The following is a 25,609-nucleotide window of genomic DNA, read 5'->3' as shown; positions in this document are numbered from 1 at the left end:
TGTTTGGAGGGGGCCACTATGGTAGATCTGACAGTTCGTCCACTTGTAATCAATTACAAAACTCTCGAGGAGTTTAAGAAGTTTAAAGAATTTGGTATTCAGGAACTTTCAATGATGGAAGACCTGCAAGATAACATCATTGAGAATGATAGCGAATCTCCATTCTATGGTATTTACTATGGAGATAAGCTTGTTGCTAGAATGAGCTTGTATCGTATCGATGGCAAATACGATCGCTATTTTGATCCACCGCAGGATTACCTTGAGCTCTGGAAACTTGAAGTACTTCCGCAATATCATAATCGTGATTATGGTTCCACGCTTGTGAATTTCGCAAAAACCTTTAATTTGCCAGTGAAAACGAACGCAAGACAAGGTTCAGGTGAATTCTGGGAGAAAATGGGCTTTGAAGCAGTCACCTATCAGCCCGAACGCGATCGTGGAGAAAATCCTTATGTATGGTATCCTGAAGGCGTAAGCGAACAGGAGTAACGAAGAAATAGGAGCTGACACGCTCCTATTTCTTTATTTTTTCTAAGTTGCCGTTCGCATCCATTTGAAACCGTAAACTTCCTGAATCGTCCTCTTGAAAGATCACCATTTTCCTTGCTTTCTCCATAATTTCTAGTAATGATTGATAATCTTCCTGAACTGTCAGGTACTCTTTTTCTAACTGATGAAGATTTTGCTTAAGCTGAAGGTTTTCAGCCAGCGCCTCCTGTAGTGATGCTTCACTTTTACTTGTTTCAGTGAGATAAGTTTTCGATGTTATCAACAGCCTAATGGCTTCATCGATTAAATCGATGCTTCGATCTTCTTCTGCTGAATCTACTTTCACTTCCACTTGGTTTTTTTTCTGTTCCTTGCGCTGCTTCTTAGCTAACGTGATCGCCGCCTCATACTGTTTACGAATAAGCGAATTCCATCGAAACCCACAAGCTGCTGGAGTTCGAGACAGCGTCATACCTACTTCTTCAAATGCAGCGAGTTGTGTACTTGATTCTCTAATGTGACGTAGGACAACCTCAGCTAATAACACATCTTCATCTTTCGACCAAGCATCCTGGCGAATCGGTACCAATCACAATCCCCCCAATAACTGTTTTACAGTCATCATATGCGTTTACTAGATATAGTAGACTCTTGTATTTATGAAAGAATCTATTTTTTAATTCCTAGAGAGAGAGGGATAGACCTTTTCTTATTCCAAAACAACCTAAAATTGATCGAATGAAACCGATTTATACGATACAAATTTACGAATTCTTGTTTAAAAATGCCTTAACAGCTTGATGATGCTCCTCTGTATCCCATAAGCGAGCACAGCTTCTAATTTCTTCTTCAACTCGATGACGGATGAGATGTGGATCAAGGCTATTGAGCCAGTAGGTTTTATAAGTAGAAAGAATTAGTGGAGACCGTTTCAGAAGATTTTCTATGTAGCGATAAGCATCCTCTTCCCATGGAAGATCATTCGTAATATATGTAAGGCAACCGCTTAAAAAAGCTTCTTCACTCGAATAGCGATCAGCGCTCATAAGCATCTTCAAAGCTTCAGTATGATTCATTCTCGTTAAGGCATATGTAGATCCGCCCCAGCCAGTTGTTAACCCGATCGATCCCTGTATAAACCCTACCTTCGTGTTCTTTCTAGCAATCCGATAATCGCATGCCATCGCAAGCTCCAACCCGCCCCCAACTGCATGACCATTCAAAAGCGCAACGGTCGGTTTCTTACAGAAAAATAAGCGATCAAGAACATCACCCATTTTACGTAGCATAGGATAAGCCTGTTCAGCTGTCTTAAGTCCTTGAAATGCCTTCAAATCCCCGCCGCTACAAAAAACGTTCTCACCGCTACCTGTGATCACAATATAGCTTACGCTTTCGTTTGCTTCAGCTTGTTCAACCGCGTGCATTAATTGTTCCATCACCCCGTCATTAATCGCATTTCTTTGCTCAGGTCGATGAATCGTTACGATTGCCGCATGATTACGATGTTCAACGATCACACTTGTCATCTCGGCCTCTCCTTTTTAGAAAAGTCAAATAATTAAACACGTAAAAAAAAACAGAGAGATTTCTCTCTCTGTTTCGCAAGATTACTTGCTTACTACGTTTTCACCTTTGTAATTTCCACACTCTTTACATACACGGTGAGAAAGTTTGTATTCGCCGCAATTAGGGCACTTTACCATTCCTGGTACTTCTAATTTATAATGAGTACGACGCTTGTTTTTACGCGTTTTAGAAGTTCTTCTAGCTGGTACTGCCATTGTTTCCACCTCCTTAAAAAGTTAACAGTCTTACGGAAATTTTGATCTAGTTATCTTCATTTTCCTTATTGAAAAAATCAGCTAAACCGGCCATACGAGGATCAACCTTTTCTTTCGGTTGTTCCTTCGTAATTACTTCCCAACCATTACCCGATTTTTTTGGCATTTCTTCCGATTCAGAGCTATATTTCACAACGCGAATCGGAATCTCCAAAAGTATATTTTCCTTAATATACGGAACTAAGTCAACCGTATTTCCCGAAACTTGATGAATTTCTTCATCTTCCACCTCAAAATCAACGCCATTTGTGTTTGCTTCAAGCACAAATGTCTCCATTGGGCGAAGTACGAACGGAAAATTAACATCTTCAAGTGTATTGGCACATGGTAGAACCATTTTGCCTTTCACTGTAAGATGAAAGGTAACCTTATTACCATGAAACGATGTTTCACCAGTAACATGAACTGGCGTAATCTCACGTATATCTGGATTACGTTCCTTCAGTTCCTCTACATTCACTTCTTCGTCAATTGTAAGGCCTTTTAATTTATAGGACTTCAATTGTTCAATTGACCATTTCATCTGTGTATCACCTCAAGGCAACAAAAGTATTATAGCTACAAATTAAGCAAATGTCAATATTTTTTCTTTACACCAGTTGTTTCATTGGTAATCTTGGTATAATGTTTATCATACCAGAGAAAAAACCTTTAATTCAACTAATAAAAATGGACGTCCAATTAGATTTGGATCGAGAGGAGCGACTGTATGAAAGCTGCTGGAGTTGTTGTGGAGTACAATCCTTTTCATAACGGGCATCTTTATCATCTAGAAGAAACGAAAAAAACGACTAATGCTGATGTGGTGATTGCCGTTATGAGCGGTTCATTTCTACAAAGGGGAGAGCCAGCCCTCGTTGATAAATGGACACGGACAGAGATGGCTCTAAGAAATGGCGTTGATCTTGTGATTGAACTCCCCTACGTTTATGCTACCCAAAAAGCGGAAATCTTTGCAAAAGGAGCAATTTCACTCCTATCTTCGCTCGGAGTGGATTCCGTCTGTTTTGGGAGTGAATCAGGTTCAATAGAAGAGTTCCAAAAGACAACAACATTTATCCATCACAATGAACCAGAATATAACGAACGAATTAAATATTACATGGGCCAGGGAAATAGCTATCCAAAAGCGTCATCGCTTGCTTTTGAGAGTCTTGATGGACACAGAAACGTGCTTGATCTCTCTCAACCAAATAACATACTGGGTTACCACTATGTTAAAGCGATTCAAGATCTTAATTCTCATCTAGAGCCCTTTACAATTTTACGAACAAAAGCAGGTTACCATGATCAAGACTTTGACGATGTGGAAATTGCAAGCGCAACAAGTATTCGAAGCAAGCTATTAAAAGGTAGTACCCTTGATCACATCATCAATTACGTGCCACATCCAACTTACCAGAAGCTCCTCGACTATGAGCATACATATAGCGACTTCCACGGGTGGCACAAGCTTTATCACCTGTTGCGTTATAAACTACTTACGACGAACAATAAGGATCTTTCTTTCATCTATGAAGCAGAGGAAGGGCTTGAGAACCGTCTTATTACAATGGCGAAGAAAGCCCCAAGTTTTCAATCATTTATGGAGTTTGTCAAAACCAAACGATACACGTGGACAAGAATTCAACGGTTCGCTATTCACGTCCTCACGCAAACGACTAAGGAGGACATGAAGCCAGCACTTGATGGGGAAGCACCATATATCCGTATTCTTGGGATGACAAAATCAGGTCGAACGTTTCTTAGTGAGAAAAAAGGGGCACTTTCTATTCCCCTCGTTTCCAATATCAATCAATCAGACCACCCATTTCTCACAATTGAAAGACGAGCAAGCCTTGTTTATGCACTCGGCTACAATGGTCAGCATCAAGAAGACTTTCTTAAAAAAGAATATAAATCTGTCCCTTTAATGATCTAAACAAAGCCTGGCAGTAAGCCGGGCTTTTACTTTTCTTTCAATTGTTTTAAGTACTCACGAGCATCTTGAAATGTTTCCACAGGAACAATCTTCATATCGGTATCAATATCTTTTCCTGCTTCTAAGGCATCATCATAATTGGAGTGAGCAACCGGTGCAAAGAAAATTTCTGCCCCTGATCCATCAGCAGCCACGATCTTCTGTTTTATTCCACCGATCGGTCCAACTTCACCTTCATCGTTGATTGTACCTGTTCCAGCAATTTCATACCCTTTTGTCCAATCCTCTTCTGTTAATTGGTTATAAATTTCAAGTGAAAACATTAACCCTGCTGATGGTCCACCAATTTCGTCCGTATTGATTTTGATAGAAGGATCTGTTTCGATTGTCGTTGCTGTTACAGGACCTGTAATCCCAACGCCTACTTTACCGTCTTCGGCATTATAAGCTTCAGGGAATTCTGCAAAACCAAGCTCCACCTTCATTTCCTTATCTTCTCTTTTAATGGTTAGGTTAACCGTGTCTGACTTTTCATAAGAGCCAAGTTGCTCAAGAAGCTGTTCGGTTTCTTCCACTTTCTCTCCATCAACCTCGACAATTAAATCTCCTAGTTCTAACTTCCCATCTGCCGGCATTCCTTCAATGATTCCGGTTACGAGAACACCATTTTTTGTAATGGTAATGTCCTTATTCGCTGCCTGGTATGCTACAATTGTCGCACTCGTTTGTGAGTTTGCCATAACATCTAGCTGTCTTTGATGGTATTCTTCATCCGACTCGCCTTCACGTTTAATCAAATCTTCTTCAATTAACTCATGATATTCGTTAAATTGGGCCCAGATATATTGGATAACGTTTGCTTCTCCCACTCGCACAGTCGTCAGCATAAATTCTCCACCATCTTGTGAACCACCCTCAACGTTGATTACTTCATCTAATACTCTCGCTTCTCCCGGTGTTGTCACATAATAGGGGAGGTCAATAAATGTAAAGGCCGCCACCAATACAATAATAATTGCCCATACATAGGTGAATTTCTTGGTGCTTCGATTCATTTGTTTTTCTCCTTCCACACCTTCACCGCCCGATGAATTTGTTCAAGGTGGCGATAGGCTTCTTCCTCTCCGATTTTAATGATATCCACTACGTTTGTAAAAGCTCTTGATTGAAAAGATTCCAACCCTGGTTTTATCATGACATCTGCATTAATTTCATGCAGCCTCACCATTTCATTCTGCATAATATCAATACTTTGCATAATGACGTCTATAATAGATGTCACATCAGGTTCTTTCTTTACGTTGGATACGTCAACAGCAATGACAAGATCTGCGCCCATTTCTCTTGCAACAGAAACTGGGACCCGATCAATTACACCTCCATCTACTAAAAGGCGTTCTCCAATCTTTTCTGGAACTAATATCCCAGGTATCGCAATACTAGCTCTTACCGCTTGCGCTACAGACCCGGTTCGAAAAACAACCTTTTCTCCTTTAATAATGTCTGTTGCCACAATCGCAAGCGGAGGATCCATGTCTTCTAACTGTTTTCCATGAGTCAACGTTTCAATTAAACTTCTCACTTTATTCCCTGCAATAAACCCCATCTTAGGGACGGTAAAGTCTAAATAATACTTTCTACGAAAAAGCGATGCCATTTTCTCCATCGTTTCGACATCATGTCCAGATCCATAAATCGCACCGACGAGTGATCCCATGCTACTTCCGGCAATGCAATCAATCGGGATTTTTTCTTGAAGTAATACTTTAAGCACACCTAAATGAGCGAATCCTCTTGCTCCACCAGAACCGAGAGCTAATCCGATTTTTGGACGGTTCACCTGAGAACGCCTCCCTGTCTATACCTGCTTAATCATATGGTCTAATTGTGCCTCACATACGTATATTTTAATAATCGGACAGGTTAGAGAATCTTTTTTCGTTAACTGCTCATGATTTGAGAAGTGGGAGGAATGAAACTGTGAACGTTCAAGTAATGAAAACTATAATGCTTGCAACGTCCGTGACGTTCGTTGCTCTCGCCGTTATTTTATTTCCTGATCATACACTAGAGGCATCCAAAAGCGGTTTATCCATGTGGTGGAATATAGTCTTCCCATCTTTATTACCCTTTTTTATTATCTCTGAACTCCTAATCGGCATCGGCGTTGTTCGATTTATTGGCATTTTACTAGAACCTTTGATGAGACCCCTTTTTCGTGTACCGGGTTCAGGTGCTTTTGTATTTGCAATGGGCATCGCGTCAGGCTTCCCTGCAGGGGCGAAGTATACCGCTCATCTTCGTCAAAATAATGACATCACTGCCATTGAAGGAGAACGCCTTGTTTCGTTTACGAACTGCTCAAACCCGCTTTTTATTTTCGCCGCTGTTGCCGTTGGTTTTTTCCATAATCCCGCACTTGGCGTTATTTTAGCGATCGCCCACTACACAGGTAATATTCTAGTTGGGTTCGTGATGCGTTTTCATCATCCTGAAGACGCTCATCCTACTGAAATGATTCGCTCTTCTGAGTCGCGACTCGGACTTGCTTTTACCGCTCTCCATCAAACACGGCTTATAGATACACGGCCATTCGGAAAAATGATGGGCGATGCTGTTCATTCTTCGATTAAAACACTATTAATGGTTGGTGGCTTCATCATTCTGTTTTCTGTTTTAAATGAGCTACTCGGTGTGATTGGAATCGCCGCAATACTTGCAGGAGTAATTCGGTCCATCCTGCTACTGTTACAGCTATCACCTGAGCTCGATATCCCATTACTTTCTGGAATGTTTGAAATTACGTTAGGAAGCAGACTAGCAAGTGAAAGCTCTACAACACTTCTTGCTCAAGCGATCGTCACAAGCTTCATTCTGGCTTTTAATGGATTTTCCGTTCAGGCACAGGTAGCAAGTATTTTGGCAGATACCGACATTCGGTTCAAGCCATTTTTTTTCGCGAGATTACTTCATGGCTTTTTCGCAGCTTTTCTTACACTTGTCATTTGGAAACCTATTTATTTGGATTATTTATCTTCAGGTAATGGCTCTCTTCCTGTTTTAAATCGAGAAGATGCACCGTCTTTTATTGAAAGCGTCTATTCTTTTCTTACGCAAACAGGACCCTGGATCACCCTTTTTTCATTACTTACATTTATCATCCTTGTTACTTACCGTGCTGGGAATCAACGGATATTTAAGTAGAAAAAAGACCCCCGTTAACTTAACGGGGATTCTGCATACTTTTGTCTGAGAGCACTTTCAACGATCTCAGGTACTAGATCTGAGACAGGTGCATGGTATTTCGCAATTTCTTTTACAATACTTGAACTTAAAAAGGAGTATTGATTGTTGGTCATCATAAAAAAAGTTTCAATTTCATCTTCTAGTTTTCGGTTAATTGAAGCAATTTTCATTTCATATTCAAAATCAGATACCGCACGCAATCCGCGTAAGATCGTTGACGCCTCAACTTTTTTAGCATACTCAATTAAAAGACCGTGATGAGAATCAACGGTAACGTTCGGAATGTCTTTCGTTGCTTCTTTTAACAAAGCTACACGCTCTTCTACAGAGAATAACGTGGATTTACTCTGATTATTAAGCACAACAACTTTAATATCATCAAACACTCTTGCACCTCGTTTAATAATATCCAGGTGACCAAAAGTCACTGGATCAAAACTACCCGGGCATACTGCAATTTTTGCCATGACTATTTCTCCTCCTCAACACCCAACTGTTCATATGTATAAATGGATATCGTTGTTTTCCCGCTATACGTTTCTTCACGAATCATTCGCAATCCCGCATAGGATTCTGGAAGCGTCACTTCTTTTTTGTGCTCAACGACAATCGTTGCTTGATCGTGTAACAAATGATAAGCCGTAAGCTTTTCAAGGTCGTGCAAGATTTGCTCTTTATGATATGGAGGGTCTAATAAAACAAGTGAAAATTTAACCTCTCGTTTTTGAAGAGCTTTTAGCGCACGCTTTGAATCATTCCGAAAAACTTCCGCGGATTCCGTAAAATTCGTTTGCTCCAAATTCGATTTGATTGTTTCAATCGCTTTACTTTCGCGATCCACAAAAACACATTTTTCAATACCACGACTTAAAGCTTCAATGCCTAGTGCTCCACTACCTCCATACAAATCAAGAGCGAAACCACCTTCAAAAAATGGGCCAATGATATTATAAATTGATTCTCTTACTTTATCTGTTGTTGGTCTTGTAGAAGTTCCAGGGACAGGCTTAATTTGCCTTCCTTTACATTCTCCTGCAATTATACGCATCTCTCTCACAACCTTATCGTTTCCATATTCCTACTTATCCTACCACAAAAAAAGGGAAAGCTAAAATCCATGTATAAACGTTTTTGGGATGGTGATACTAAACGTAGTAGCATCGTTCATAACGATGTTGCCAACCGCGGAAGAAGACTTACGTTTCCCCATAAGTTCTTCCTCCGGTTTCTCCTCTCCCATTTGCCTTAGCTTCACAGCTTAAGGCACCCGCAGGAAATCCTGCGGGTTTTTTTATCGATACGGAACAAAAGAGGTTTCTTACTTTAGCCAGAATCAATGTCGAGTGCATCAAACTGCACACCATGCCAACCGTGATGAACCCAGTCGCTAAATGATCCTTCTGTAATACTCGTATGATTAAACAAATAATCTTCTACCTCTGATAGAGATTGCTCTGAAAGCATTTCAGCCTCCGCTGCTGTTATGACACCATGCAACACAAGTGCAGCAAGAATGTCTGTGATAATCAATCCCTGAATCAACTTTTTATCGACGGTTTCCTCTTTAGCATGTCTTCCTTTCCAGTATAGATAAAGCAACCCACCTACTAAACCAACCAGGAGCAGAATCGAGCCCATAGAAGAACCTCCTTTCTTTCATTCTAATGCAAACGCTTCATCCTTTCCATCATAAAGAATTCATGCTACATTATGATTGGATTTCTGATTTAAAGGAAAGGAGAGTGACAACATGATTCAACGCTTTATCGAGCTTGGTGAAGGCTATTCTGATATATATGAATTAGTTGAACTTGCAAGAACGAATTCACATCGCGTTCACCGTTTACTCGTACTTAAAACCATTAAGAATAACAGGGAGGTTTTATCACCAGTAGTCGTCTTAAAACCCGCTGGAGAAGGAAACCTACAGCCTCTTTACATATCTAGAGAAGGGATTCCTGCAAAAGAGCCTTCTGTACAGCGCCAAGAACTATTTGAAGCATTAAGCAATGAGATCGAGACGCCAATCATCCCTATTGAAGTGAAGCCTTCAAGTGAATTTAACGAAGTAGATCTTTATTTCAACTACATTGTTGGGATACTTCGCTTAAATAACTTAATTCCTCCGCTTCAGTAATTTCATAGAATAAACAAAAGCAGGAGCCAATGGCTCCTGCTTTTATGATGGAATTTCTTTTGCTTCATAAACTGTGCGTTTCCGATCAAGGATTGGGAGAACTTTTCTTTTTACATACGCTACGCTGATCAACAATATGATCCCTGCAAATAAAAACAGACCTCTTGTCCCAACCAACGCGACAATGGCTCCCCCCGTTATAGGTCCAAGTAAGTTTCCTAAATATACCGCGCTATTCGAGAAGCTATACGTTCTACTTTCCATGCCAGCAGGCGATAACGTTTTAACTAACGAATTGACTGAAGGAAGCAATCCTCCAATACATAACCCTAATAAAAAGCGGAGAGCAATTAATTGCCAAAGTTCTTGAACAAACGCCTGAGGGATAGAAAAGACCGCAGCCCCTATTAACGAGTAATAGAGAACGTGGTGAGAGCCTTTACGATCTCCAACTTTTCCAAGTTTAGGTGAAGCTATCATATTGGCTACTCCCATGACAGAAGCGGCTATACCTGCAAATAAAGCCACATTTCCGCCTGCTGTAAGCTGCTGTACAAAAAGAGGAATGAGTGGATTCATACCAAGAAGCGCAAACTGTACAAGAAAACCTACAAGCATTAAAGATAGCATCGGAGAATGCACCGTTACTTTTTTGAAATCTTTTATCGCGTTGCTTTTCTCATTTTTGGCTGAGGGTTCTGGTTTTTTCTCTTCTTTCACTAGAAATAATACAACAAATGCTGCAAGTAAAATAACAATACCAGTAATATTAAATATCATTCGAAAGCCAAACGTTTCTGCCATTAATCCTCCAAATAAAGGACCACAAATGGCACCTGCAACCGCTCCTGAATTTAGCGTACCGAGGGCGTACCCAACGTGCTCTTTTGGTGTATTCGTTGCAACAAGTGCAATTGCAGCAGGGATAAATCCTGAAACAACCCCATTAAGCAAACGTAAACCAAGTAAAGACCAGGGACCTGTGGCAAATCCGGTTAAAATAATAACGATTGCCATACCGAAGCCAGAACGAAGAAGCATTAGCTTTCGTCCATGTCGATCTGCCATACGTCCCCAGAATGGTGAAAATAAAAATGCTGTTAAAAAATTCGCTCCGAAAATGACGCCTGACCAGAGGCTAATTTGACTTTCCCCTTCTACACCGAGTTCTTGCACGTATAAAGGGAGAAATGGCATGATCATCGTCATGGCACCTAGGACTAAAAATTGACTACCAAACAAAATCCATACATTTCGTTTCCAATTCTCCACCATGTCACTTCCTTTAATTCGACCATTATATACTTCGGTTGCCGAAATAATCAACCGTTTAGGACTGGTTTTTTAAAAAAGGACATAAAAAAAGCCTCCTAAAAGGATTAGCTTTTTAGAGACCCATTTTGTAATCATATTGTTTTGCTTTATCAGGCTTAGCGTTTTGATATTCAGTTTGCACCTCTGGACGCTTTGATGGCTCCACTCTCTTAACAAAGTGAAGAGAGTTCAGGCGCTCTTTCGTTGTTTCCAATTGATCGAGATTAATATAAATCACGACATATTTTTGTTTTGAGGAAACGTAGTGAACATTTCCAAACCTTCTTAGCTGTTTGGCATGCTTTAGTGACTGAATATAGACTGCTAGGCCAACCCGTTCTACAAACATGACGCGTTTCCCCTTTACTTATGAACTCCACTCCCCTCTTAAAACGGAGTGGTCATTTGATGATGATTCAGTTACGATATTAGGAGACCGTCTTTAAGAAAGGATGCTCTAAAATGAATCTTAATGAGATATGGAATCCATTTCTAAATCGACTGGCCGAATCAACTTATGTGAACACCGTTTCAAAACAAACAATAACCGGCATTCCCTTTCTCTATCTTACAGTAAATTCGAATATTCGAAAAGCTGAGATTGAGATGTTAATTAAATTGGAAGCTGCTAAAAGCATGCGAGGAAAGCAATTAAGGATGGAATATTCCTTCGTTCGTGAAGAAGAGCAGCTGCTTGTTTATCGCGTGCGATTTTTAGTACCCCAAGAAAAGATGTTTTGTTGCGGGAACCTTTGTCCCGACTGCATTCGGTTTCGAAATTGAAAAACCAGAGCAAATGCTCTGGTTATCCACAACCGCAGCTGCCGCCTGAGCCGCAGCCTCCACCACACGATTGGTTATCAAAGAAAGGATTTCCGGAAGGAACTTTAATAGAAGGAGAAACTTCACCAGCTAATAGAGAACAAACCTCTACAAGAAGACCTTCAAGTTCTGTCTCCGCTTTCTTAAATGCCGCTACTGCTTCGTGAAGGTCCATATCTCGCTTCGCTTCACGTACTTTTACAGTAATCGTCATAAAGTCAGGATGATAACGCCCGAAACGCTGAACCTCATCATAAAGTTCTTTCATTTCCGTGAAGCGTTTAATTAAACGCTGCGCCTCCCGATCTTTGGATAACTGCTTCCTAGCCTCATGATATTCATGAGCTACTTCTGAATCTTTTATCAAAAATCCAAGCTCTTCAGCCTGATCTAAAATCATAACACTATCTAGAGTAGCAATCATACCTACACCTCCACCCTTATCTTACCACTTTTAGGAACCCCCTGACCAGTCCTCTACTATAGTAGTTAAGTGAATATCCACGATTTGGTTATTGACTTTTTATGTAATCGGATCTATAATTTTCTAGATTTATGTGTTTTCATCTAAGAAAGGAAGACAAAGAAAACTGTGAAACTTATTACGTTCAATCCGTTTCGAACTCTTGGTATATCAGGCGTATCTTATCTTAAACCCGATCATATGTTTAAAGATATTCATGCAATTAGAGAAGCAGATGTGCTGCTATTTCCAGAAAAGTGGCAGGTGAATTCTCTTGTTTATGGATTAAATAAAAAGATTTTCCCTTCGATCCAATCGATTCAACTTGGCTTCGATAAAGTCGAAATGACAAGAGCTTTTTGGTCCCTTTCGCCAGATCTTATGCCTTATACCGAAATTGCAGGACGTTCTAATGAGTCAATTGATCGCATTCTAAATACGTTCCCTTTCCCTTTTGTAGCAAAAGAAGTTAGAAGCTCAATGGGAAATGGTGTCTTTTTGATTCGCACAGAGGAAGAGTTCCATGCTTATGCAGAGCGCAATGAGGTTCTCTATGTGCAAGAATATTTGCCAATTGAGAAAGATCTTCGCGTGGTTTATGTTGGCAATTCTGTTGTCTCAGCCTATTGGCGTGTTGGAGGAGAATCATTTCTAAATAACGTCGCACAAGGCGGCAAACTTTCTTTCCATGATATTCCTGAAGAAGCGCTCCAGTTAGTTGATCAGACCGCAAAAGCGCTTGGGATTAATCATGCCGGTTTTGATGTTGTTTGTTCTAATGGAAAGTATTACTTTTTGGAATTCAACTGTTTATTTGGTAATCAAGCACTTGTCCATCAGGGAATTGAAGTTGAGAAATTGATTTTCAACTATTTACAAGAGCAGTTTCCACCTATCGTCCCGCCAACAACGCCATTTAAGCAAATATCTTAACCGTAAGCCTCCTATTAGAGGCTTATTTTATTTCCACTTTCATTTCTTTTAACGATAAATACCGCCCACCGTCTTTACGCATAATATCAAGACGAATCGAATGCTTTCCTTCAGGTAAGTTTCGTACGACAAACGCAGCTCGGTCAACTGTTTGATGCTTTTCACCATCCAGATAGACATCTAAGTATCCATGATACTCTTTTGTCGTATTTCCATCGTCAAATGAAAAATTTGGAATCAAACACTCAATAAAAACGTCAGAGCCTTTCACCCGATGATTTAATATAACTGGCTCTGTGTTCTCTTTAGCTGAGACATTTTCTTGCAGTGCTTGACTGAACCCAACAACTGGTACACAACAGCTAATCATTAAAGCAATGACCATCAGATGCCTTCCTAAACGCTTAACAAACATATGCATCCACACCCCTTCTTTCCTAAGTGTGCCCACGACTGAAAAGAATAATAAAAAAAAGACCCTAATTTTTTAATTGGGTCATTAAAGCAAGCATCATATTCACCATATTTAATTGGTTCTGGAAACGGTCAACTTTTTGCGGAAACGTCTGACCGTAGAACGTTTTTGATGCTTCTTCAAACTCTTTCAACGCATATGGTTCTCTACTTAATCGGCGATACCAAACAGGCTGATTCCTTAGAAAAAAAACAAGATCCTGACGATTGGCTAAAAACTCCTGTACTTCCTCACGCATTGCATCTCCTCCTAGTCATGTCGAAACGGGAAAGGAGAATGGGATTGGGAGTAAGGAGGCTGTGCCTTTGGTTTAGAGCGAAATTGGGACAAAACCTCTTGAATTGAATATACGGCACCGCTGAATTGCTCAATCCCTTTTTGAACCTCTTCAAAATTCATTTGTTTAATCGCACCAAGCATGCTACCTATCCCTTTTTCATTAGTTGCTTCTCGATCTTCTTCTTGATTTTCTTCATACCAACTTGGATCCTCTTCACCAAAAAGCATCCACTCCTCAAACAACTCTTGAAGCGTTTTTTCCTTCTGCTTCACTTTTTTTAGTACATGAGGATGAGCTTTGACGAACGTTTTAAATTCCTGAACTTTTTGACTTCCCTTTTCCTTTGCTTCAGGCAAATTCGCCACCTCCACTTCCATGAAACCTAAATGGTCTTACTACATCATAATTAGACTTTTAACAATTGTGCGCCTATTTATTGGTGAATACGACCATTATTGATAAACTAATAGAAACAATAACTTGTCAAAAGGAATGGTACTTATATGGAAGACCAGCAACTACTTCAATTTTTTTCAGAAATCCTAGCTGAGGCAGATGAAAATGAAAAAAGCTCTCTCTATTCATTATTAGAAGGCGTGCTAAAGAAACAAAGAAATGAGTATAAGACGTATTTAGCTGGGTTAATGGGAATTAAGAGCAAGCTTCTCGATGAAAATACATACGAAAGCATCATACCCGTTCGAGACCTTGTGCATAATCCTCTTCAAATGGTTCATGGAGGCATCACGGCATCCTTAATTGATATTGCGATGGGCTCCCTTGTTCACCAATCTCTTCCTTCTGATCAGGCAGCAGTAACATCTGAGATGAACATCCACTTCCTATCTAAAGGCGATGGCAATGAATTAAGATGCCGCTCACATATCGTTTTTAAAAGCCGTACGAGATGGGTCATAAAAGCGAACGTCTATCGCGATGATGGTACGATCGTTGCCACTGCCACCGGTAATTTTATCGTTATTCCTAGAAAGGTTTAATAAAATTCTGAGTATAATAGTAGCGGAAAACCCCAACACCAATTTCAGTAAATTCTTCATTAAGAAGCGCTTCACGATGTCCTTTACTGTTCAACCAACCAATCATCGCAGCTCCTGCATCAGGATATCTGGCTGCGATGTTTTCTCCTGCATAACTATAAAGAACGTCTCCTTCCTTTAAACGATCGGAAAGCTCTCCTTCAGATGGAGAAGTATGTGAAAAATAATTATTCTCTTCCATATCTTTGCTGTGACCAAACGCCACATCGGCAACTTCATCGTTATAACCTAGTGGTTTTTTATCTGAAAGGTTACGAAGGACATTTGTCATTGCATGTATTTGCTTTTCCATCGCCGCCTGGACGCCCTGCCATTCTTCTTCTGATAACTCTTCGGGCTCTAGCAATCCACCGCGATAAGAAACGGCATATGGTCTTTGTTTAACGAGAACACTAGGCTCTGCAATTCTAACCGCCCGCAAGCTCCCATTAAATTTATCAAAATAATATTGGGCAAATAATCCTTCGTGAATGGCCACTAACGGTTTTAGCTGCTGTTCTTCTTTTGTTAATTGAAAACGATAGTCATAAGCATCAAATTTCACAGAAAGCTCCTTTTGAGGTGCTTCGTCCTCGAAAATAGTAGAAGCTTGTTCTCCCATTGGGTATCTATCTCCAGCATCCACATCTCCCATAAAAAAGACCGTGACAACTCGATTTTCCTCTACACCAATTTGTAAATAAGCTGAGTTAGACTGTTCATAGATCCACCAGTCATATCCGTAAGAACTAGGGTCAATCCGATCAGGTTCACCTAGATTCGATTTCATTGTATCAACTTCTTGGCCTACCCATTTTTCTACGCCTGTTAGCTCAGGTAGTGGTTCATCTTTCGCTATAGACTCTTCCTGCTTCACACCTTCTGTCGTGTTTTCCAACACGAATTTCTCTTCGTTAATGATTCGTTCAACTTCTGTGCCGATGTTACGCCACTCGATTTTGTCGTAAACGTCCATTCCAATAACGATCACAACAATTAGCAAAGCGAACCGAAGGACATTTTTCATAGTACAGTCGCCTCCATTTCGTTGTATCTATTATGCCTTATCCATTATAGAAACTGCAACGATTAGACTGGTACTCCCCTGACTACACTCATACTTAAAGGCGATCGTTCGTTTCTCTTAATCATGACAAAAAAAGAAGAGCACCAGGCTCTTCTTTTTTTATGCGTTCATTTTTTCTTTTAAATGGAAATAAGAAACGATTCCTACAAAACGCTCTCCGTCTACGACAATGACTTCTGTTAAGCGCGATTCATTCATTAAGTCTGCTGCTTGCTCAGGTTTCATATCCGGAGAAAGTGTCATTGATGGCTTTTCTAAAAGCTCTTCCACTTTCGTCATTCCCGCTTGATTATCGGCAAATCCACCAACCGCAATTGCACGATCCGTTACAATACCTACCAAGTTTTCTCCATCACACACTGGCACGATCGTCACGTTTTCCTTCTTCATAATAGCAGCTGCTTCAGCAACGCTATCAGATGGTTTAGTTGGCGTAACATATTGGGCTAAATCCCCTACTGAAACCATACTTTTTTGAAGAGCTGAACCTAATTGATCACGAAGAATTTCGAGTTTCTTATAGCATGTGTTAAGAATTGTTTCTGGGAACTCTTCATCATACTCCACGCCATGTGGGTAGTAATGCTTTCCAACATAAGGCTTGCCTAATTTAATGACAGCATAAGAGGATTCAACCATACCTTCGACTGCAACGCCAGGTACTCGAAGATAGTAAACATCACCGTTTGTCATATCCTCAAACTTATAATCATATGTAACGCGTTCATAATCCCATTGCCCAGCAAGAACTAAACCGTTTTCATGCATGATGTGATCGAGAATCGGAAATTGAACGATCGTAGATTCAAGACCAGTCTTATCAAATTTCATAATTCATTTGCCTCCTTTGTAATTCACAACACGGTCACTCTTTAATAATAGTATAACGAGCAGTGTAGTTGCAATGTTTACTTGGTTGAATAACCTTTAATACGCCTACTATTATCCTGTCCAAACTAAAATGAAATAAATGATTAAATTATTCGGAATGATTATTTTCGCTTCTGGTCAAACTACGATGGAAAGGGGATGATCATATGAAAAAGCTATTACTGCTATCATGTCTTCTCGTAACGATGGTAGCCCTTCCAGATGTGGCACTTGGTCAATCTACATATACGGTGAAACCTGGAGATACGTTATGGAAAATCTCGAAGCGCTACCGAATCGGTCTTACAGAAATTATTAGCGCCAATCCGCATTTTGAAAATCCAGATCTTATTTACCCTGGTAATCAAGTCAACGTACCAACCGCTAATCCATCCATCGAAAAATCAAAAGATGTCGGTCAACAAGTTATGGACTTAACAAATGAAGAACGGGCAAAAAATGGCCTATCTCCGTTAACATGGAATTGGCAAGTTGCCAGAGTTGCGAGATATAAGTCTGCTGATATGAGAAATAAAAATTATTTCTCTCATCAATCTCCAACTTACGGCTCTCCATTTACCATGCTTAAAAATTTTGGAGTGTCCTATAGAAGCGCTGGTGAAAACATCGCTGCCGGGCAAGCTACTCCTGAAGAAGTTGTGAAGGCATGGATGAATAGTGAAGGTCACCGAAAAAACATCTTGAACCCCGGTTATACTGAAATTGGTGTAGGTTACATCTCTGGCGGTTCATATGGCCACTACTGGACGCAAATGTTCATTTCAAAATAAGCATACTAAGAAACTCCCTCCATTGCTAAGGAGGGAGTTTTCTTTAAACCTGCTCATCATCCACTTCTAGGTGTAAACTTGCAACAACAACGTTCACTTCATCTACCTGTAACCCAGTCATTTTTTCAACATCATTTTTAATTCGTTCCTGGAGAACGAAGCATGTATATGGAATAACTTCTCCAAAATCAATAGCTACCTCTACCTTTAACGCTAATCCCCCATCTTCCTGCATGTTTTCATACTGGAAAGATGATCGCTTTCCTTTCCCAACCATCTTTCTCAGCGTTTTTTTAACTGGCGCTTCAATCGAGTGGATCCCCTCTGTCTCTTTTATTGCAACTTCTAAAATAAAATCGATCACGTTTTCTGAGATGGTCAGGCTTCCTTGTTGAAGTGGTTTTCTCATGATGTTTTCCCCCCTCTAGCCCTTCTCTCCTACTATTATATGAACGGCTGAAAATGAATTATTCGTCAAATAATTCATTTCTCTCTACTGGTAAACCGTGTAAGTCCGTACTATAATAGAGTAAGATGGTTTGACTTAGAAAGGAGAACAAGATTGCCAAAGTTCCTCACAAAACGATTCTTACTAATATTATTGGTCATTGCGCTTTTAGCAGTGCTTGCTTTCTGGATCTTACCCGTCTCCATTCCTCTTATTCTCGCGTTTCTCAGCGCCCTTGCCCTTGATCCAGCTGTTAAACTGATTCAAAAGAATACGAAACTGAAGCGGTATTTTCCAGTTATTATTGTGTTCACTTTATTTGTAATCCTCATTGCGTTATTAGGTTACTTCCTTATAACCAAAGTGATTACCGAAGGAATAGCGTTAGTCGAAAATTCCCCACTGTACATACAAAACATTACTCAGCTGTGGGATAACATGGAATCAAACATGGAAGCTGTTTCAAAAAGTTTCCCCCCTGAATTTGTTCAGGAATTTACCAATCAAGTTGATCGATTCCTTGAAAACACGAAGGATACAATCAGCAGCATTGATTACTTAAAAATCATTACCATCATTGTTACAGGCATTCCAAATTATTTAGTCAGTATTGTTGTCTATTTAATTGCACTTTTCTTGTTTTTAATGGACTTACCAAGACTTAAGAAAAAATCTTATTCTTATTTATCTGTCCAAACGGCTGAGAAAGTTCAATTTATGACGAGTCGTTTATCTTACGTTATTTTTGGGTTTTTTAAAGCGCAATTTCTTGTCAGCATCATCATTTTTGTCGTTAGTTTAATTGGACTTTTACTGATTACACCAAAAGTGGCGCTTTTGATGGCATTCATTATATGGGTGATCGATTTCATTCCAATTATTGGTTCGATTGTTATTCTTGGGCCGTGGGCCATTTATTACTTGATTACAGGGGACATTGCAACGGGAAGTCAAATGGCGATCCTCGCCGTCGTTTTGCTTGTTATTCGACGAACAGTAGAACCTAAAGTAATGGGCCGTCATATTGGACTCTCTCCACTGTCTACGCTCATTTCGATGTACATCGGCTTAAAGCTACTTGGCATTATGGGCTTCATTATCGGACCAATTCTTCTAATCGCATTCAATTCAGCAAGAGAAGCTGGACTAATTAAATTTAATTTTAAACTTTAATAATAAAGCGCACTCTGCTGCGCTTTTTATTATGCACAAAAAAGAAGCTGTTCAATGTGAACAGCTTCTTCTCTCTTTCATTCTGATTACCAGATCATGCCCATTAGTCCAACTACACACGTACCAGCTACGAATACTCCGAAGAATATTCCCCATGCTGGATACTGATGACCTTTATGGCTTAAATGCATAAACATATAAAGTTGAAATACCAGCTGAATACCTGCAAGAATCATGATGAAAATAACGGTAAAAGCATCAGAGATCGCATCGCTAGCTACAGCTACGAAAGCAATCATCGTTAGGAAAATCATCATGGCAAAAGAAACAATCTGTTGCTTAAATTCCTTTTCATGAGCAATCTTGTGATGAATGTCGAGATGACTTTGATCGTGCTCTGACAGTGTATCATGACCTTCATGATGTGCCATTAAATTAACCCACCTTTCCCATTAGGTAAACGACTGTAAAGATAAAAATCCATACAACGTCAATAAAGTGCCAGTAAAGAGCAAAGAGATAAAATTTCGGCGCCGTATACAGGTCCATCCCTCTTCTTAGATTACGAATAATAAGAATCGTAATCCAGGAAATCCCCACAAATACGTGAGCTCCGTGAGTACCTACTAACGTGTAGAAAGCAGACCCCCATGCACTACTTTGAATCGTATGACCGTATTCATGGACATAGTGATTAAACTCATAAATCTCAAGACCTAGGAAAGCAAGGCCTAGAAGTCCAGTCACCACAAACCAGCCAATCATACGCTTAAAATGATTTGTTTTGAGTGCCATCGTAGCAAACACCGAGGTTAAACTACTTGATAACAAAAGCATTGTCGCAATAAAAACGAGTGGAAGTTCAAACAGCTCATTCGATGTGACGCCACCGTTTGTTGCATTCCTTAATCCTAAGTATACCCCAAAAAGCGAGGCGAAAAGCACGGTTTCGCCTCCGAGGAAGAACCAGAAACCAAGAAATTTATTTTTACCATCTAGCGTAGCCCGTTCTGGATTGGCAGGCAACTTAGTCATTGCTTCGTTCGATTTCATTTGCCTTCCCTCCCTTCATCAGGCAGATCTTCCTTATGGATATGATAGCCGTGATAATCAATGACAGAGCGAAGAATCATCGCTACTGCCGTGATCACAAGACCACCAATCGCAATCACCCAATTCGAGTACATTGCTGCAAGAGCTGCAATAAACAACCCAGTAGAAAGAACCAGTGGAAGAATTGAGGAGTCCGGCATATGAATATCATCGAGCGGCTCCGCTGCAATCATTGCCTTATTACCAGCACGTTTTTCTAACCACCATGCATCAAGACCACGAACGAGTGGAGTTTGAGCAAAGTTGTATTCTGGAGCTGGTGATGCAATCGCCCACTCAAGCGTACGAGCATCCCATGGATCATTCCCAGCTTTCTTGCCTTTAATTGATGTTTGAATAATGTTCCAAAGCATGATGATCGTTGCAAGGCCCATCAAAAAAGCACCGATCGTTGCTGCAAAGTTGGCCTCATCTAGGCTCTGACCAGAAAGGTACGTATACACTCGACGTGGCATTCCCATAAGACCTAGGAAATGCATCGGGAAGAATGTTAGATGGAAGCCAATAAAGAATAGCCAGAAGTGAAGCTTTCCTAGAAATTCATTTAATAATGTACCGAAAATTTTCGGCCACCAGTAGTACATACCAGCAAAGAGACCAAATACTACCCCACCAACGATAACGTAGTGGAAGTGAGCAACTACGAAGTAACTATCATGGTATTGATAGTCAGCAGGTGGCACACTTAACATTACCCCTGTCATACCACCAAGTACGAAAGAAGGAATAAAACCAACTGCGAATAAATTGGCGGTTGGGAAACTTACTTTTCCTCCCCACATTGTGAAAAGCCAGTTAAAGATTTTAACACCTGTTGGAACCGCAATTAACATTGTAGCAACCGCAAAAATAGAGTTTGCAATTGGACCAAGTCCAACTGTAAACATATGGTGAACCCAAACCATAAAGCCTAAGAAACCAATAAGAGCTGTTGCGAAGACCATCGCTGAGTAACCAAACAGACGCTTTCTCGCAAATGTTGCAATGATCTCAGAGAATATACCGAAAGCTGGTAGAACAAGGATGTAAACTTCCGGGTGCCCAAAGATCCAGAAAAGATGTTCGTAAATAATCGGATTTCCGCCTGCTTCAGCTGCAAAGAACTGAGAACCAAACAAACGATCAAACATAAGTAGTGCAAGACCAATTGTAAGTGCAGGGAAAGCAAAAAGAATAAGACCCGATGTAATAAAACTAGACCAAGTGAACAAAGGCATACGCATAAATGTCATACCTGGAGCTCGCATGTTAATAATGGTGACCAGGAAGTTAATTCCCCCGATTAACGTTCCGATACCTGAAATCTGAAGTCCAAGAACGTAAAAGTCAACCCCGTTCCCTGGACTTGTGGTCGATAGAGGCGCATATCCGGTCCAACCTGCATCGGGAGCACCGCCCATGAACCAACCAAGGTTTAATAACACTCCACCAAGTGAGAACAACCAGAAGCCAAGTGAGTTTACGAATGGAAACGCAACGTCTCTCGCCCCAATTTGGAGTGGAACAATGGCGTTCATAAACCCAAATACTAGTGGCATGGCTGCCAGGAAAATCATTGTAGTACCGTGCATTGTAAGTAGCTGATTAAAAGTTTCAGCTCCGACAAAATCAAATTCTGGATAAAGCAACTGCACCCGCAGTAAGATTGCTTCTAAACCACCGAGTAGAAAGAAGAAAGCACCGGAAGCGAGATAGAGTATCCCGATCTTCTTATGGTCAACGGTAGTAAGCCAATCCCATACAGGATTTTTCTTTTTATAAGCATGTGCTGACACGAATGAAACCTCCTTATTTCCGATGACTATTCTTCAACTTTTAGTCCTTGCAAGTAAACAACTAAGGCATCAAGCTCTTCATCATTTAGCTGATCGCCAAAAGCAGGCATATTATTACCTGGCTTGAATTCTGAAGGATTACTGATCCAGTCTTTGATGTTCTGATCTGTATGATCAAGAATTCCAGCGACTTTCTCACGATCTCCAAAGTTTGTTAAGTTTGGACCTGTGTTACCGCCATCACTACCTACAGCGTGACAGCCAATACAGCTGTTTGCGAAAATTTCTTCCCCTTGAGCTGCTTGATCAGAAGCAGCCTGTGAACCGGCTTCTTTCATTTTTTCTGCCCAGGCTTCAAAGTCTTCTTTTTCTTGAGCAATTACTTTAAAGTCCATCAATGCATGTGATGGTCCACATAGCTCAGCACACTTACCATAATATGTACCAGGTTCCTGAGCATTCAGCCACATTTTATTCGTTGTAGCTGTGTTCGTATCCATTTTCCCACCTAGAGTAGGTACCCAAAATGAATGGATCACATCCTTGGAAACGAGTTCAAAATAAACTCTTTCACCAGTTGGGATGTACAAATCTTGAGACGTTTTCACTTCAAGATCCGGATATTCAAATTCCCACCAGTATTGGTGTGCTGTTACCTTGATAACGGTTGCACCTTCAGGCACTTTTTCAGTTCCTTCGTCCAATGCAAACGTCGTCATAACTGTCGGTACGGCAAGGATCAAAAGAAGAATAATCGGAACGACTGTCCATAGAATCTCAAGAACTACGTTACCTTCCGTTTGCTCTGGAATTTCATTGTCGCTTTCACCACGTCGTCTGAAACGAACAAGCACAACTGTATAAATGAGTGCTACTACAACAAAAACCCCGATCATGATGTAAAGGCTTAACATCATGAGATTAAATTGCATTTCAGCCCCTTCTCCCTTAGGAAGCATAGCTGTTAGCTGTTCGTTCCCGCAACCCGTAAGCGCTAACGCAATTACCGATAGCAGTGGTAAAAAACGCCAAACATTTCTCCAACGTTTCATTTGCACCTTAAACCTCACTTTCATAATAGCTTTTACTCAAAATTGAGTTATAGGAAGACAAGGTGGGCATCCCTACCCACCATGTCTGACCATACTTTCATTCATACTCTTAAGGATTAATATTTACAGCAATCATAACAATGAATAGGATTGTAATATAGTTAAGCGAGTATACAAACATTATTCGCGCCCATTTTATATCATCCTTCATAAAAAATCCTGCTATGCCAATTGCGAGCCAGCCGAAACCAAGAATGGCTGCCACTGTAATATATACTGGCCCAAAGCTGTAAAGCAATAGGGAAACTGGCACAAGTGCAGCTGTATATAATACAATTTGGCGCTTGGTCATTGGAAATCCTGCCACAACTGGCAACATTGGAATTCCAGCATCTCGATAATCATCAACCCGTTTCATCGCTAGTGCGAGGAAGTGAGGCGGCTGCCAGATAAACATAATCAAGAACATTCCCCAAGCGACTGGACTTAAGTTTGGGTCGATTGCCGCCCAGCCAATAAGTGGCGGAAGCGCACCAGAAAACGAGCCTACCACCGTATTTAATGAAGTTGTCCGTTTTGTCCACATTGTGTAGAGCACAACGTAGATCACAAGCCCTAATAGACCTAGCAACGCCGCCATCGGTTCAACGATTAGCAACATGATCGTTCCAGCTATTGATAGCCCGAGACCTACAAATAATACCTGGTTTGCTGGAATTTTACCGGTTACAGATGGACGTGTGTTTGTTCTCGCCATCACCTGATCAATATCACGGTCAATGTAATTATTCAACGATGTTCCCCCGGCAACAACAAAAGCTGTTCCCAACATTGTAAGAATAAGCACCATTGGATTAGCGAATAGATCAAATCCTGCAGCAACTGAGGCAACCCATAGTCCAGTGAATGCGGTAATTAAATTATCAAACACAATTCCTAATTTCGTAAGTGTTAAGAAATCCTTCCAAGTACCAGACGGATTGGCCTCTGATAAAGGACCTGGTTCCATAACGCGGTTCGAAGCTTCATATGCAGTTCTAGCTTTACTCAATCTACACACCTCCTTTTTCAATCGACTGAAGTAAATCAGCCTTTCGATCATTCATGTTAGACAATCTTATAAGAAGACTGTGTAAGCCCTGTTTATTATTTGCTATCACGATTACCCCTCCAGGTTTCTTCCATTCTGCTAAGCAAAATGTAAATCAATCTTCACATCTTACTATTATATCTTGCTAACAGCTATGGTAAGATAATGTTGGTTTTGTGAAAGGAAGCAGTATCCGCAATCCTTATCCATTATAAACGAATCTAATTGTTTTGTATACGTCGTTTCATAATGGTCTATCCTTTCATACGCACAATGTTGGTTTTGCCTCTTCACACATTCATTGTACTATGATTTACACTCAATTAGATAAGAAGGTGTTATTTGTGAATAAATTGTTGAAATTATTCGGGATTTTAACTTCGTTTGGAATGTTACTAGTTCTATTAATGGGGGCTGTCGTAACAAAAACGGGATCAGGTGACGGCTGTGGTAACTCCTGGCCGCTCTGCTATGGAAAGGTTCTACCTGAGGCACCTGAAATTGAAACGATTATTGAAGTCAGTCACAGAATCGTTTCAGCAGCTTTAGGACTCCTCGTTATTATTCTTGCGATATGGACATGGAGAAAAATAGGACATCTTCGCGAAACGAAATTTCTAGCGATTGCTTCCGTATTCTTAATAGTCTTCCAAGGATTGCTTGGCGCTGCTGCTGTTGTTTGGGGGCAGTCAGATATTATCCTTGCTTCACACTTTGGTTTTTCGCTAGCTAGTTTTGCAAGTGTCGTTCTTTTAACCATTCTCGTATTTGAAGCTTCGGGTAATCAAAAAACGCCTCATGTCCCTAAGCGTATTCGCATTCATTTGTACGCGATCACCATATATTCCTACATTGTGGTTTATACAGGTGCACTAGTACGCCATACAGGGGCGAGCATGGCATGCGAGAATGTCCCGTTTTGTAGCGATGGTCAACTCTTTGCGGTAACTGGACCGCAGGGAATTCAAATGTTACACCGAACGGCAGCAATATTCATTTTTATTTGGCTGCTTTATATTTTAATTATTGGTTTGAAAGAGTTTAAATCTAAAGGAACGATGCGAACAGGTCTTATTGTTTCATTTGTGTTTGTAAGTTTACAGGCATTGAGTGGTATGCTTGTTGTCGTTTCAAATCTAAATTTATTTCTTGCCCTCTTCCATGGACTTTTTATATCTGGACTATTTACCGTTCTACTCTACCTTGTCATGCTTTCCCTACGAAGTGGCAGGCAATGAAAAAAGCT

33 protein-coding genes are annotated in these 25,609 nt (G+C 40.4%); 10 read left to right on the top strand and 23 right to left on the bottom strand.

The window, feature by feature from the left end:
• The first annotated feature begins 18 nt into the window (after window positions 1-18).
• A complete protein-coding gene (locus ATG70_RS05140) occupies window positions 19-492 on the top strand; it encodes an N-acetyltransferase (protein ID WP_098443286.1) in 474 nt (157 codons plus the stop codon).
• Between the two features lie 25 nt (window positions 493-517).
• Here the strand turns inward: ATG70_RS05140 and ATG70_RS05135 are convergent, their stop codons facing one another.
• From ATG70_RS05135 to ATG70_RS05120, 4 genes are all read right to left on the bottom strand, one after another.
• The gene (locus ATG70_RS05135; RefSeq protein WP_098443285.1) at window positions 518-1,081 is read right to left on the bottom strand and encodes an RsfA family transcriptional regulator; all 564 of its coding nucleotides are present in this window, start codon (window positions 1,079-1,081) and stop codon (window positions 518-520) included.
• Window positions 1,082-1,256: 175 nt separating this feature from the next.
• Window positions 1,257-2,021, bottom strand: coding sequence for an enoyl-CoA hydratase/isomerase family protein (locus ATG70_RS05130; protein WP_098443284.1), 765 nt, complete (start codon window positions 2,019-2,021; stop codon window positions 1,257-1,259).
• Between the two features lie 81 nt (window positions 2,022-2,102).
• Complete coding sequence (gene rpmF, locus ATG70_RS05125) at window positions 2,103-2,276, bottom strand: 50S ribosomal protein L32 (RefSeq protein WP_098443283.1); 174 nt, start codon at window positions 2,274-2,276, stop codon at window positions 2,103-2,105.
• Between the two features lie 46 nt (window positions 2,277-2,322).
• Entirely contained in the window at window positions 2,323-2,859 is a 537-nt protein-coding gene (locus tag ATG70_RS05120) for a YceD family protein (RefSeq protein WP_098443282.1), read from the bottom strand.
• Window positions 2,860-3,045: 186 nt separating this feature from the next.
• Here ATG70_RS05120 and ATG70_RS05115 point away from each other — a divergent pair, with 186 nt between their 5' ends.
• Entirely contained in the window at window positions 3,046-4,257 is a 1,212-nt protein-coding gene (locus tag ATG70_RS05115; protein WP_098443281.1) for a nucleotidyltransferase, read from the top strand.
• Window positions 4,258-4,283: 26 nt separating this feature from the next.
• On the opposite strand, the gene ATG70_RS05110 is transcribed toward ATG70_RS05115, so the two are convergent.
• Both ATG70_RS05110 and ATG70_RS05105 read right to left on the bottom strand, forming a co-directional pair.
• On the bottom strand, window positions 4,284-5,312 hold the full coding sequence (locus tag ATG70_RS05110; RefSeq protein WP_098443280.1) for a SepM family pheromone-processing serine protease: 1,029 nt from the start codon (window positions 5,310-5,312) through the stop codon (window positions 4,284-4,286).
• Window positions 5,309-6,097 (bottom strand): patatin-like phospholipase family protein, encoded by a 789-nt coding sequence (locus ATG70_RS05105; protein ID WP_098443279.1) that lies wholly within the window; start codon window positions 6,095-6,097, stop codon window positions 5,309-5,311. The genes ATG70_RS05110 and ATG70_RS05105 overlap by 4 nt, the downstream gene beginning before the upstream one ends.
• A 140-nt stretch (window positions 6,098-6,237) precedes the next feature.
• Here ATG70_RS05105 and ylbJ point away from each other — a divergent pair, with 140 nt between their 5' ends.
• Window positions 6,238-7,461 (top strand): sporulation integral membrane protein YlbJ, encoded by a 1,224-nt coding sequence (ylbJ, locus tag ATG70_RS05100; protein WP_179886189.1) that lies wholly within the window; start codon window positions 6,238-6,240, stop codon window positions 7,459-7,461.
• A 14-nt stretch (window positions 7,462-7,475) separates the two neighbouring features.
• On the opposite strand, the gene coaD is transcribed toward ylbJ, so the two are convergent.
• The 3 genes from coaD to ATG70_RS05085 all read right to left on the bottom strand — a co-directional run bounded on the left by coaD (window position 7,476) and on the right by ATG70_RS05085 (window position 9,141).
• Window positions 7,476-7,970, bottom strand: a complete 495-nt coding sequence (gene coaD / locus ATG70_RS05095; protein WP_098443278.1) for a pantetheine-phosphate adenylyltransferase — start codon at window positions 7,968-7,970, stop codon at window positions 7,476-7,478.
• A 2-nt stretch (window positions 7,971-7,972) separates the two neighbouring features.
• A complete protein-coding gene (gene rsmD, locus ATG70_RS05090; protein WP_257147625.1) occupies window positions 7,973-8,560 on the bottom strand; it encodes a 16S rRNA (guanine(966)-N(2))-methyltransferase RsmD in 588 nt (195 codons plus the stop codon).
• A gap of 266 nt (window positions 8,561-8,826) precedes the next feature.
• Window positions 8,827-9,141: a hypothetical protein gene (locus ATG70_RS05085; protein WP_098443276.1), complete on the bottom strand. Its 315-nt coding sequence runs from the start codon at window positions 9,139-9,141 to the stop codon at window positions 8,827-8,829.
• A 112-nt stretch (window positions 9,142-9,253) separates the two neighbouring features.
• Here ATG70_RS05085 and ATG70_RS05080 point away from each other — a divergent pair, with 112 nt between their 5' ends.
• The gene (locus tag ATG70_RS05080) at window positions 9,254-9,640 is read left to right on the top strand and encodes a DUF7147 family protein (protein WP_098443275.1); all 387 of its coding nucleotides are present in this window, start codon (window positions 9,254-9,256) and stop codon (window positions 9,638-9,640) included.
• A 42-nt stretch (window positions 9,641-9,682) separates the two neighbouring features.
• On the opposite strand, the gene ATG70_RS05075 is transcribed toward ATG70_RS05080, so the two are convergent.
• The gene (locus tag ATG70_RS05075; protein ID WP_098443274.1) at window positions 9,683-10,912 is read right to left on the bottom strand and encodes an MFS transporter; all 1,230 of its coding nucleotides are present in this window, start codon (window positions 10,910-10,912) and stop codon (window positions 9,683-9,685) included.
• A 115-nt stretch (window positions 10,913-11,027) separates the two neighbouring features.
• Window positions 11,028-11,303 carry a YlbG family protein gene (locus ATG70_RS05070; RefSeq protein ID WP_098443273.1) on the bottom strand — a complete coding sequence of 92 codons (276 nt, stop codon included), beginning with the start codon at window positions 11,301-11,303 and terminating at the stop codon, window positions 11,028-11,030.
• 113 nt (window positions 11,304-11,416) lie between these two features.
• Between ATG70_RS05070 and ATG70_RS05065 the strand changes: the two genes are divergently transcribed.
• Window positions 11,417-11,737: a hypothetical protein gene (locus ATG70_RS05065; protein ID WP_098443272.1), complete on the top strand. Its 321-nt coding sequence runs from the start codon at window positions 11,417-11,419 to the stop codon at window positions 11,735-11,737.
• A gap of 22 nt (window positions 11,738-11,759) precedes the next feature.
• On the opposite strand, the gene ATG70_RS05060 is transcribed toward ATG70_RS05065, so the two are convergent.
• Complete coding sequence (locus tag ATG70_RS05060; RefSeq protein WP_098443271.1) at window positions 11,760-12,200, bottom strand: YlbF family regulator; 441 nt, start codon at window positions 12,198-12,200, stop codon at window positions 11,760-11,762.
• Window positions 12,201-12,368: 168 nt separating this feature from the next.
• On the opposite strand from ATG70_RS05060, the gene ATG70_RS05055 reads away from it, so the two are divergent.
• Window positions 12,369-13,172 (top strand): ATP-grasp domain-containing protein, encoded by an 804-nt coding sequence (locus ATG70_RS05055; RefSeq protein WP_098443270.1) that lies wholly within the window; start codon window positions 12,369-12,371, stop codon window positions 13,170-13,172.
• Between the two features lie 22 nt (window positions 13,173-13,194).
• Here ATG70_RS05055 and ATG70_RS05050 read toward each other — a convergent pair whose 3' ends face one another.
• From ATG70_RS05050 to ylbD, 3 genes are all read right to left on the bottom strand, one after another.
• On the bottom strand, window positions 13,195-13,587 hold the full coding sequence (locus ATG70_RS05050) for a hypothetical protein (protein WP_142329559.1): 393 nt from the start codon (window positions 13,585-13,587) through the stop codon (window positions 13,195-13,197).
• 64 nt (window positions 13,588-13,651) lie between these two features.
• Window positions 13,652-13,885, bottom strand: a complete 234-nt coding sequence (locus ATG70_RS05045) for a YlbE-like family protein (RefSeq protein WP_098443268.1) — start codon at window positions 13,883-13,885, stop codon at window positions 13,652-13,654.
• Window positions 13,886-13,896: 11 nt separating this feature from the next.
• A complete protein-coding gene (gene ylbD / locus ATG70_RS05040) occupies window positions 13,897-14,283 on the bottom strand; it encodes a spore coat protein YlbD (RefSeq protein WP_179886188.1) in 387 nt (128 codons plus the stop codon).
• Window positions 14,284-14,430: 147 nt separating this feature from the next.
• Here ylbD and ATG70_RS05035 point away from each other — a divergent pair, with 147 nt between their 5' ends.
• Window positions 14,431-14,925 (top strand): PaaI family thioesterase, encoded by a 495-nt coding sequence (locus tag ATG70_RS05035; protein WP_098443266.1) that lies wholly within the window; start codon window positions 14,431-14,433, stop codon window positions 14,923-14,925.
• Here the strand turns inward: ATG70_RS05035 and ATG70_RS05030 are convergent.
• Entirely contained in the window at window positions 14,912-15,991 is a 1,080-nt protein-coding gene (locus ATG70_RS05030) for a CAP domain-containing protein (RefSeq protein ID WP_098443265.1), read from the bottom strand. The genes ATG70_RS05035 and ATG70_RS05030 overlap by 14 nt on opposite strands.
• 159 nt (window positions 15,992-16,150) lie before the next feature.
• On the bottom strand, window positions 16,151-16,882 hold the full coding sequence (locus tag ATG70_RS22915; protein WP_098443264.1) for a YugN family protein: 732 nt from the start codon (window positions 16,880-16,882) through the stop codon (window positions 16,151-16,153).
• A gap of 206 nt (window positions 16,883-17,088) precedes the next feature.
• Between ATG70_RS22915 and safA the strand changes: the two genes are divergently transcribed.
• On the top strand, window positions 17,089-17,712 hold the full coding sequence (gene safA, locus ATG70_RS05020; RefSeq protein ID WP_098443263.1) for a SafA/ExsA family spore coat assembly protein: 624 nt from the start codon (window positions 17,089-17,091) through the stop codon (window positions 17,710-17,712).
• A gap of 43 nt (window positions 17,713-17,755) precedes the next feature.
• On the opposite strand, the gene ATG70_RS05015 is transcribed toward safA, so the two are convergent.
• Window positions 17,756-18,121, bottom strand: a complete 366-nt coding sequence (locus ATG70_RS05015) for an Asp23/Gls24 family envelope stress response protein (protein WP_098443262.1) — start codon at window positions 18,119-18,121, stop codon at window positions 17,756-17,758.
• Between the two features lie 153 nt (window positions 18,122-18,274).
• Here ATG70_RS05015 and ytvI point away from each other — a divergent pair, with 153 nt between their 5' ends.
• Window positions 18,275-19,333 (top strand): sporulation integral membrane protein YtvI, encoded by a 1,059-nt coding sequence (gene ytvI / locus ATG70_RS05010; RefSeq protein WP_098443261.1) that lies wholly within the window; start codon window positions 18,275-18,277, stop codon window positions 19,331-19,333.
• Between the two features lie 86 nt (window positions 19,334-19,419).
• Here ytvI and ATG70_RS05005 read toward each other — a convergent pair whose 3' ends face one another.
• From ATG70_RS05005 to cyoE, 5 genes are all read right to left on the bottom strand, one after another.
• Window positions 19,420-19,764, bottom strand: coding sequence for a cytochrome C oxidase subunit IV family protein (locus ATG70_RS05005; protein ID WP_098443260.1), 345 nt, complete (start codon window positions 19,762-19,764; stop codon window positions 19,420-19,422).
• Between the two features lie 4 nt (window positions 19,765-19,768).
• Window positions 19,769-20,386 carry a cytochrome c oxidase subunit 3 gene (locus ATG70_RS05000; RefSeq protein WP_098443259.1) on the bottom strand — a complete coding sequence of 206 codons (618 nt, stop codon included), beginning with the start codon at window positions 20,384-20,386 and terminating at the stop codon, window positions 19,769-19,771.
• A complete protein-coding gene (gene ctaD / locus ATG70_RS04995; protein ID WP_098443258.1) occupies window positions 20,383-22,221 on the bottom strand; it encodes a cytochrome c oxidase subunit I in 1,839 nt (612 codons plus the stop codon). The genes ATG70_RS05000 and ctaD overlap by 4 nt, the downstream gene beginning before the upstream one ends.
• Before the next feature lie 26 nt (window positions 22,222-22,247).
• A complete protein-coding gene (gene coxB / locus ATG70_RS04990) occupies window positions 22,248-23,273 on the bottom strand; it encodes a cytochrome c oxidase subunit II (RefSeq protein ID WP_098445723.1) in 1,026 nt (341 codons plus the stop codon).
• Between the two features lie 109 nt (window positions 23,274-23,382).
• A complete protein-coding gene (cyoE, locus tag ATG70_RS04985; RefSeq protein ID WP_098443257.1) occupies window positions 23,383-24,324 on the bottom strand; it encodes a heme o synthase in 942 nt (313 codons plus the stop codon).
• A 383-nt stretch (window positions 24,325-24,707) separates the two neighbouring features.
• On the opposite strand from cyoE, the gene ATG70_RS04980 reads away from it, so the two are divergent.
• Window positions 24,708-25,601: a COX15/CtaA family protein gene (locus ATG70_RS04980; RefSeq protein WP_257147619.1), complete on the top strand. Its 894-nt coding sequence runs from the start codon at window positions 24,708-24,710 to the stop codon at window positions 25,599-25,601.
• The last annotated feature ends 8 nt before the right edge of the window (window positions 25,602-25,609 follow it).

It is taken from the genome of Bacillus sp. es.036 (assembly GCF_002563635.1).
Taxonomy (GTDB): domain Bacteria; phylum Bacillota; class Bacilli; order Bacillales; family Guptibacillaceae; genus Guptibacillus.
This window is presented reverse-complemented; position numbering and strand designations above follow the sequence as displayed.

Excerpts from the sequence above, each read along its gene's own strand:
- coaD (WP_098443278.1), bottom strand. The coding sequence starts at position 7,970 with ATGGCAAAAATTGCAGTATGCCCGGGTAGTTTTGATCCAGTGACTTTT.
- ATG70_RS05070 (WP_098443273.1), bottom strand. The coding sequence starts at position 11,303 with ATGTTTGTAGAACGGGTTGGCCTAGCAGTCTATATTCAGTCACTAAAG.
- ATG70_RS22915 (WP_098443264.1), bottom strand. The coding sequence starts at position 16,882 with ATGAAATTTGATAAGACTGGTCTTGAATCTACGATCGTTCAATTTCCG.
- ATG70_RS05045 (WP_098443268.1), bottom strand. The coding sequence starts at position 13,885 with ATGCGTGAGGAAGTACAGGAGTTTTTAGCCAATCGTCAGGATCTTGTT.
- ATG70_RS05120 (WP_098443282.1), bottom strand. The coding sequence starts at position 2,859 with ATGAAATGGTCAATTGAACAATTGAAGTCCTATAAATTAAAAGGCCTT.
- ATG70_RS05060 (WP_098443271.1), bottom strand. The coding sequence starts at position 12,200 with ATGATTGCTACTCTAGATAGTGTTATGATTTTAGATCAGGCTGAAGAG.
- ATG70_RS05140 (WP_098443286.1), top strand. The coding sequence starts at position 19 with ATGGTAGATCTGACAGTTCGTCCACTTGTAATCAATTACAAAACTCTC.
- ATG70_RS05005 (WP_098443260.1), bottom strand. The coding sequence starts at position 19,764 with ATGGCACATCATGAAGGTCATGATACACTGTCAGAGCACGATCAAAGT.
- ATG70_RS05050 (WP_142329559.1), bottom strand. The coding sequence starts at position 13,587 with ATGTTTGTTAAGCGTTTAGGAAGGCATCTGATGGTCATTGCTTTAATG.
- rpmF (WP_098443283.1), bottom strand. The coding sequence starts at position 2,276 with ATGGCAGTACCAGCTAGAAGAACTTCTAAAACGCGTAAAAACAAGCGT.
- coxB (WP_098445723.1), bottom strand. The coding sequence starts at position 23,273 with ATGAAACGTTGGAGAAATGTTTGGCGTTTTTTACCACTGCTATCGGTA.
- safA (WP_098443263.1), top strand. The coding sequence starts at position 17,089 with ATGAAAAAGCTATTACTGCTATCATGTCTTCTCGTAACGATGGTAGCC.
- ATG70_RS05085 (WP_098443276.1), bottom strand. The coding sequence starts at position 9,141 with ATGGGCTCGATTCTGCTCCTGGTTGGTTTAGTAGGTGGGTTGCTTTAT.
- ATG70_RS05035 (WP_098443266.1), top strand. The coding sequence starts at position 14,431 with ATGGAAGACCAGCAACTACTTCAATTTTTTTCAGAAATCCTAGCTGAG.
- ATG70_RS05130 (WP_098443284.1), bottom strand. The coding sequence starts at position 2,021 with ATGACAAGTGTGATCGTTGAACATCGTAATCATGCGGCAATCGTAACG.
- ATG70_RS05000 (WP_098443259.1), bottom strand. The coding sequence starts at position 20,386 with ATGAAATCGAACGAAGCAATGACTAAGTTGCCTGCCAATCCAGAACGG.
- ATG70_RS05015 (WP_098443262.1), bottom strand. The coding sequence starts at position 18,121 with ATGAGAAAACCACTTCAACAAGGAAGCCTGACCATCTCAGAAAACGTG.
- ATG70_RS05065 (WP_098443272.1), top strand. The coding sequence starts at position 11,417 with ATGAATCTTAATGAGATATGGAATCCATTTCTAAATCGACTGGCCGAA.
- ATG70_RS05115 (WP_098443281.1), top strand. The coding sequence starts at position 3,046 with ATGAAAGCTGCTGGAGTTGTTGTGGAGTACAATCCTTTTCATAACGGG.
- ATG70_RS05080 (WP_098443275.1), top strand. The coding sequence starts at position 9,254 with ATGATTCAACGCTTTATCGAGCTTGGTGAAGGCTATTCTGATATATAT.
- ATG70_RS05030 (WP_098443265.1), bottom strand. The coding sequence starts at position 15,991 with ATGAAAAATGTCCTTCGGTTCGCTTTGCTAATTGTTGTGATCGTTATT.
- ATG70_RS05110 (WP_098443280.1), bottom strand. The coding sequence starts at position 5,312 with ATGAATCGAAGCACCAAGAAATTCACCTATGTATGGGCAATTATTATT.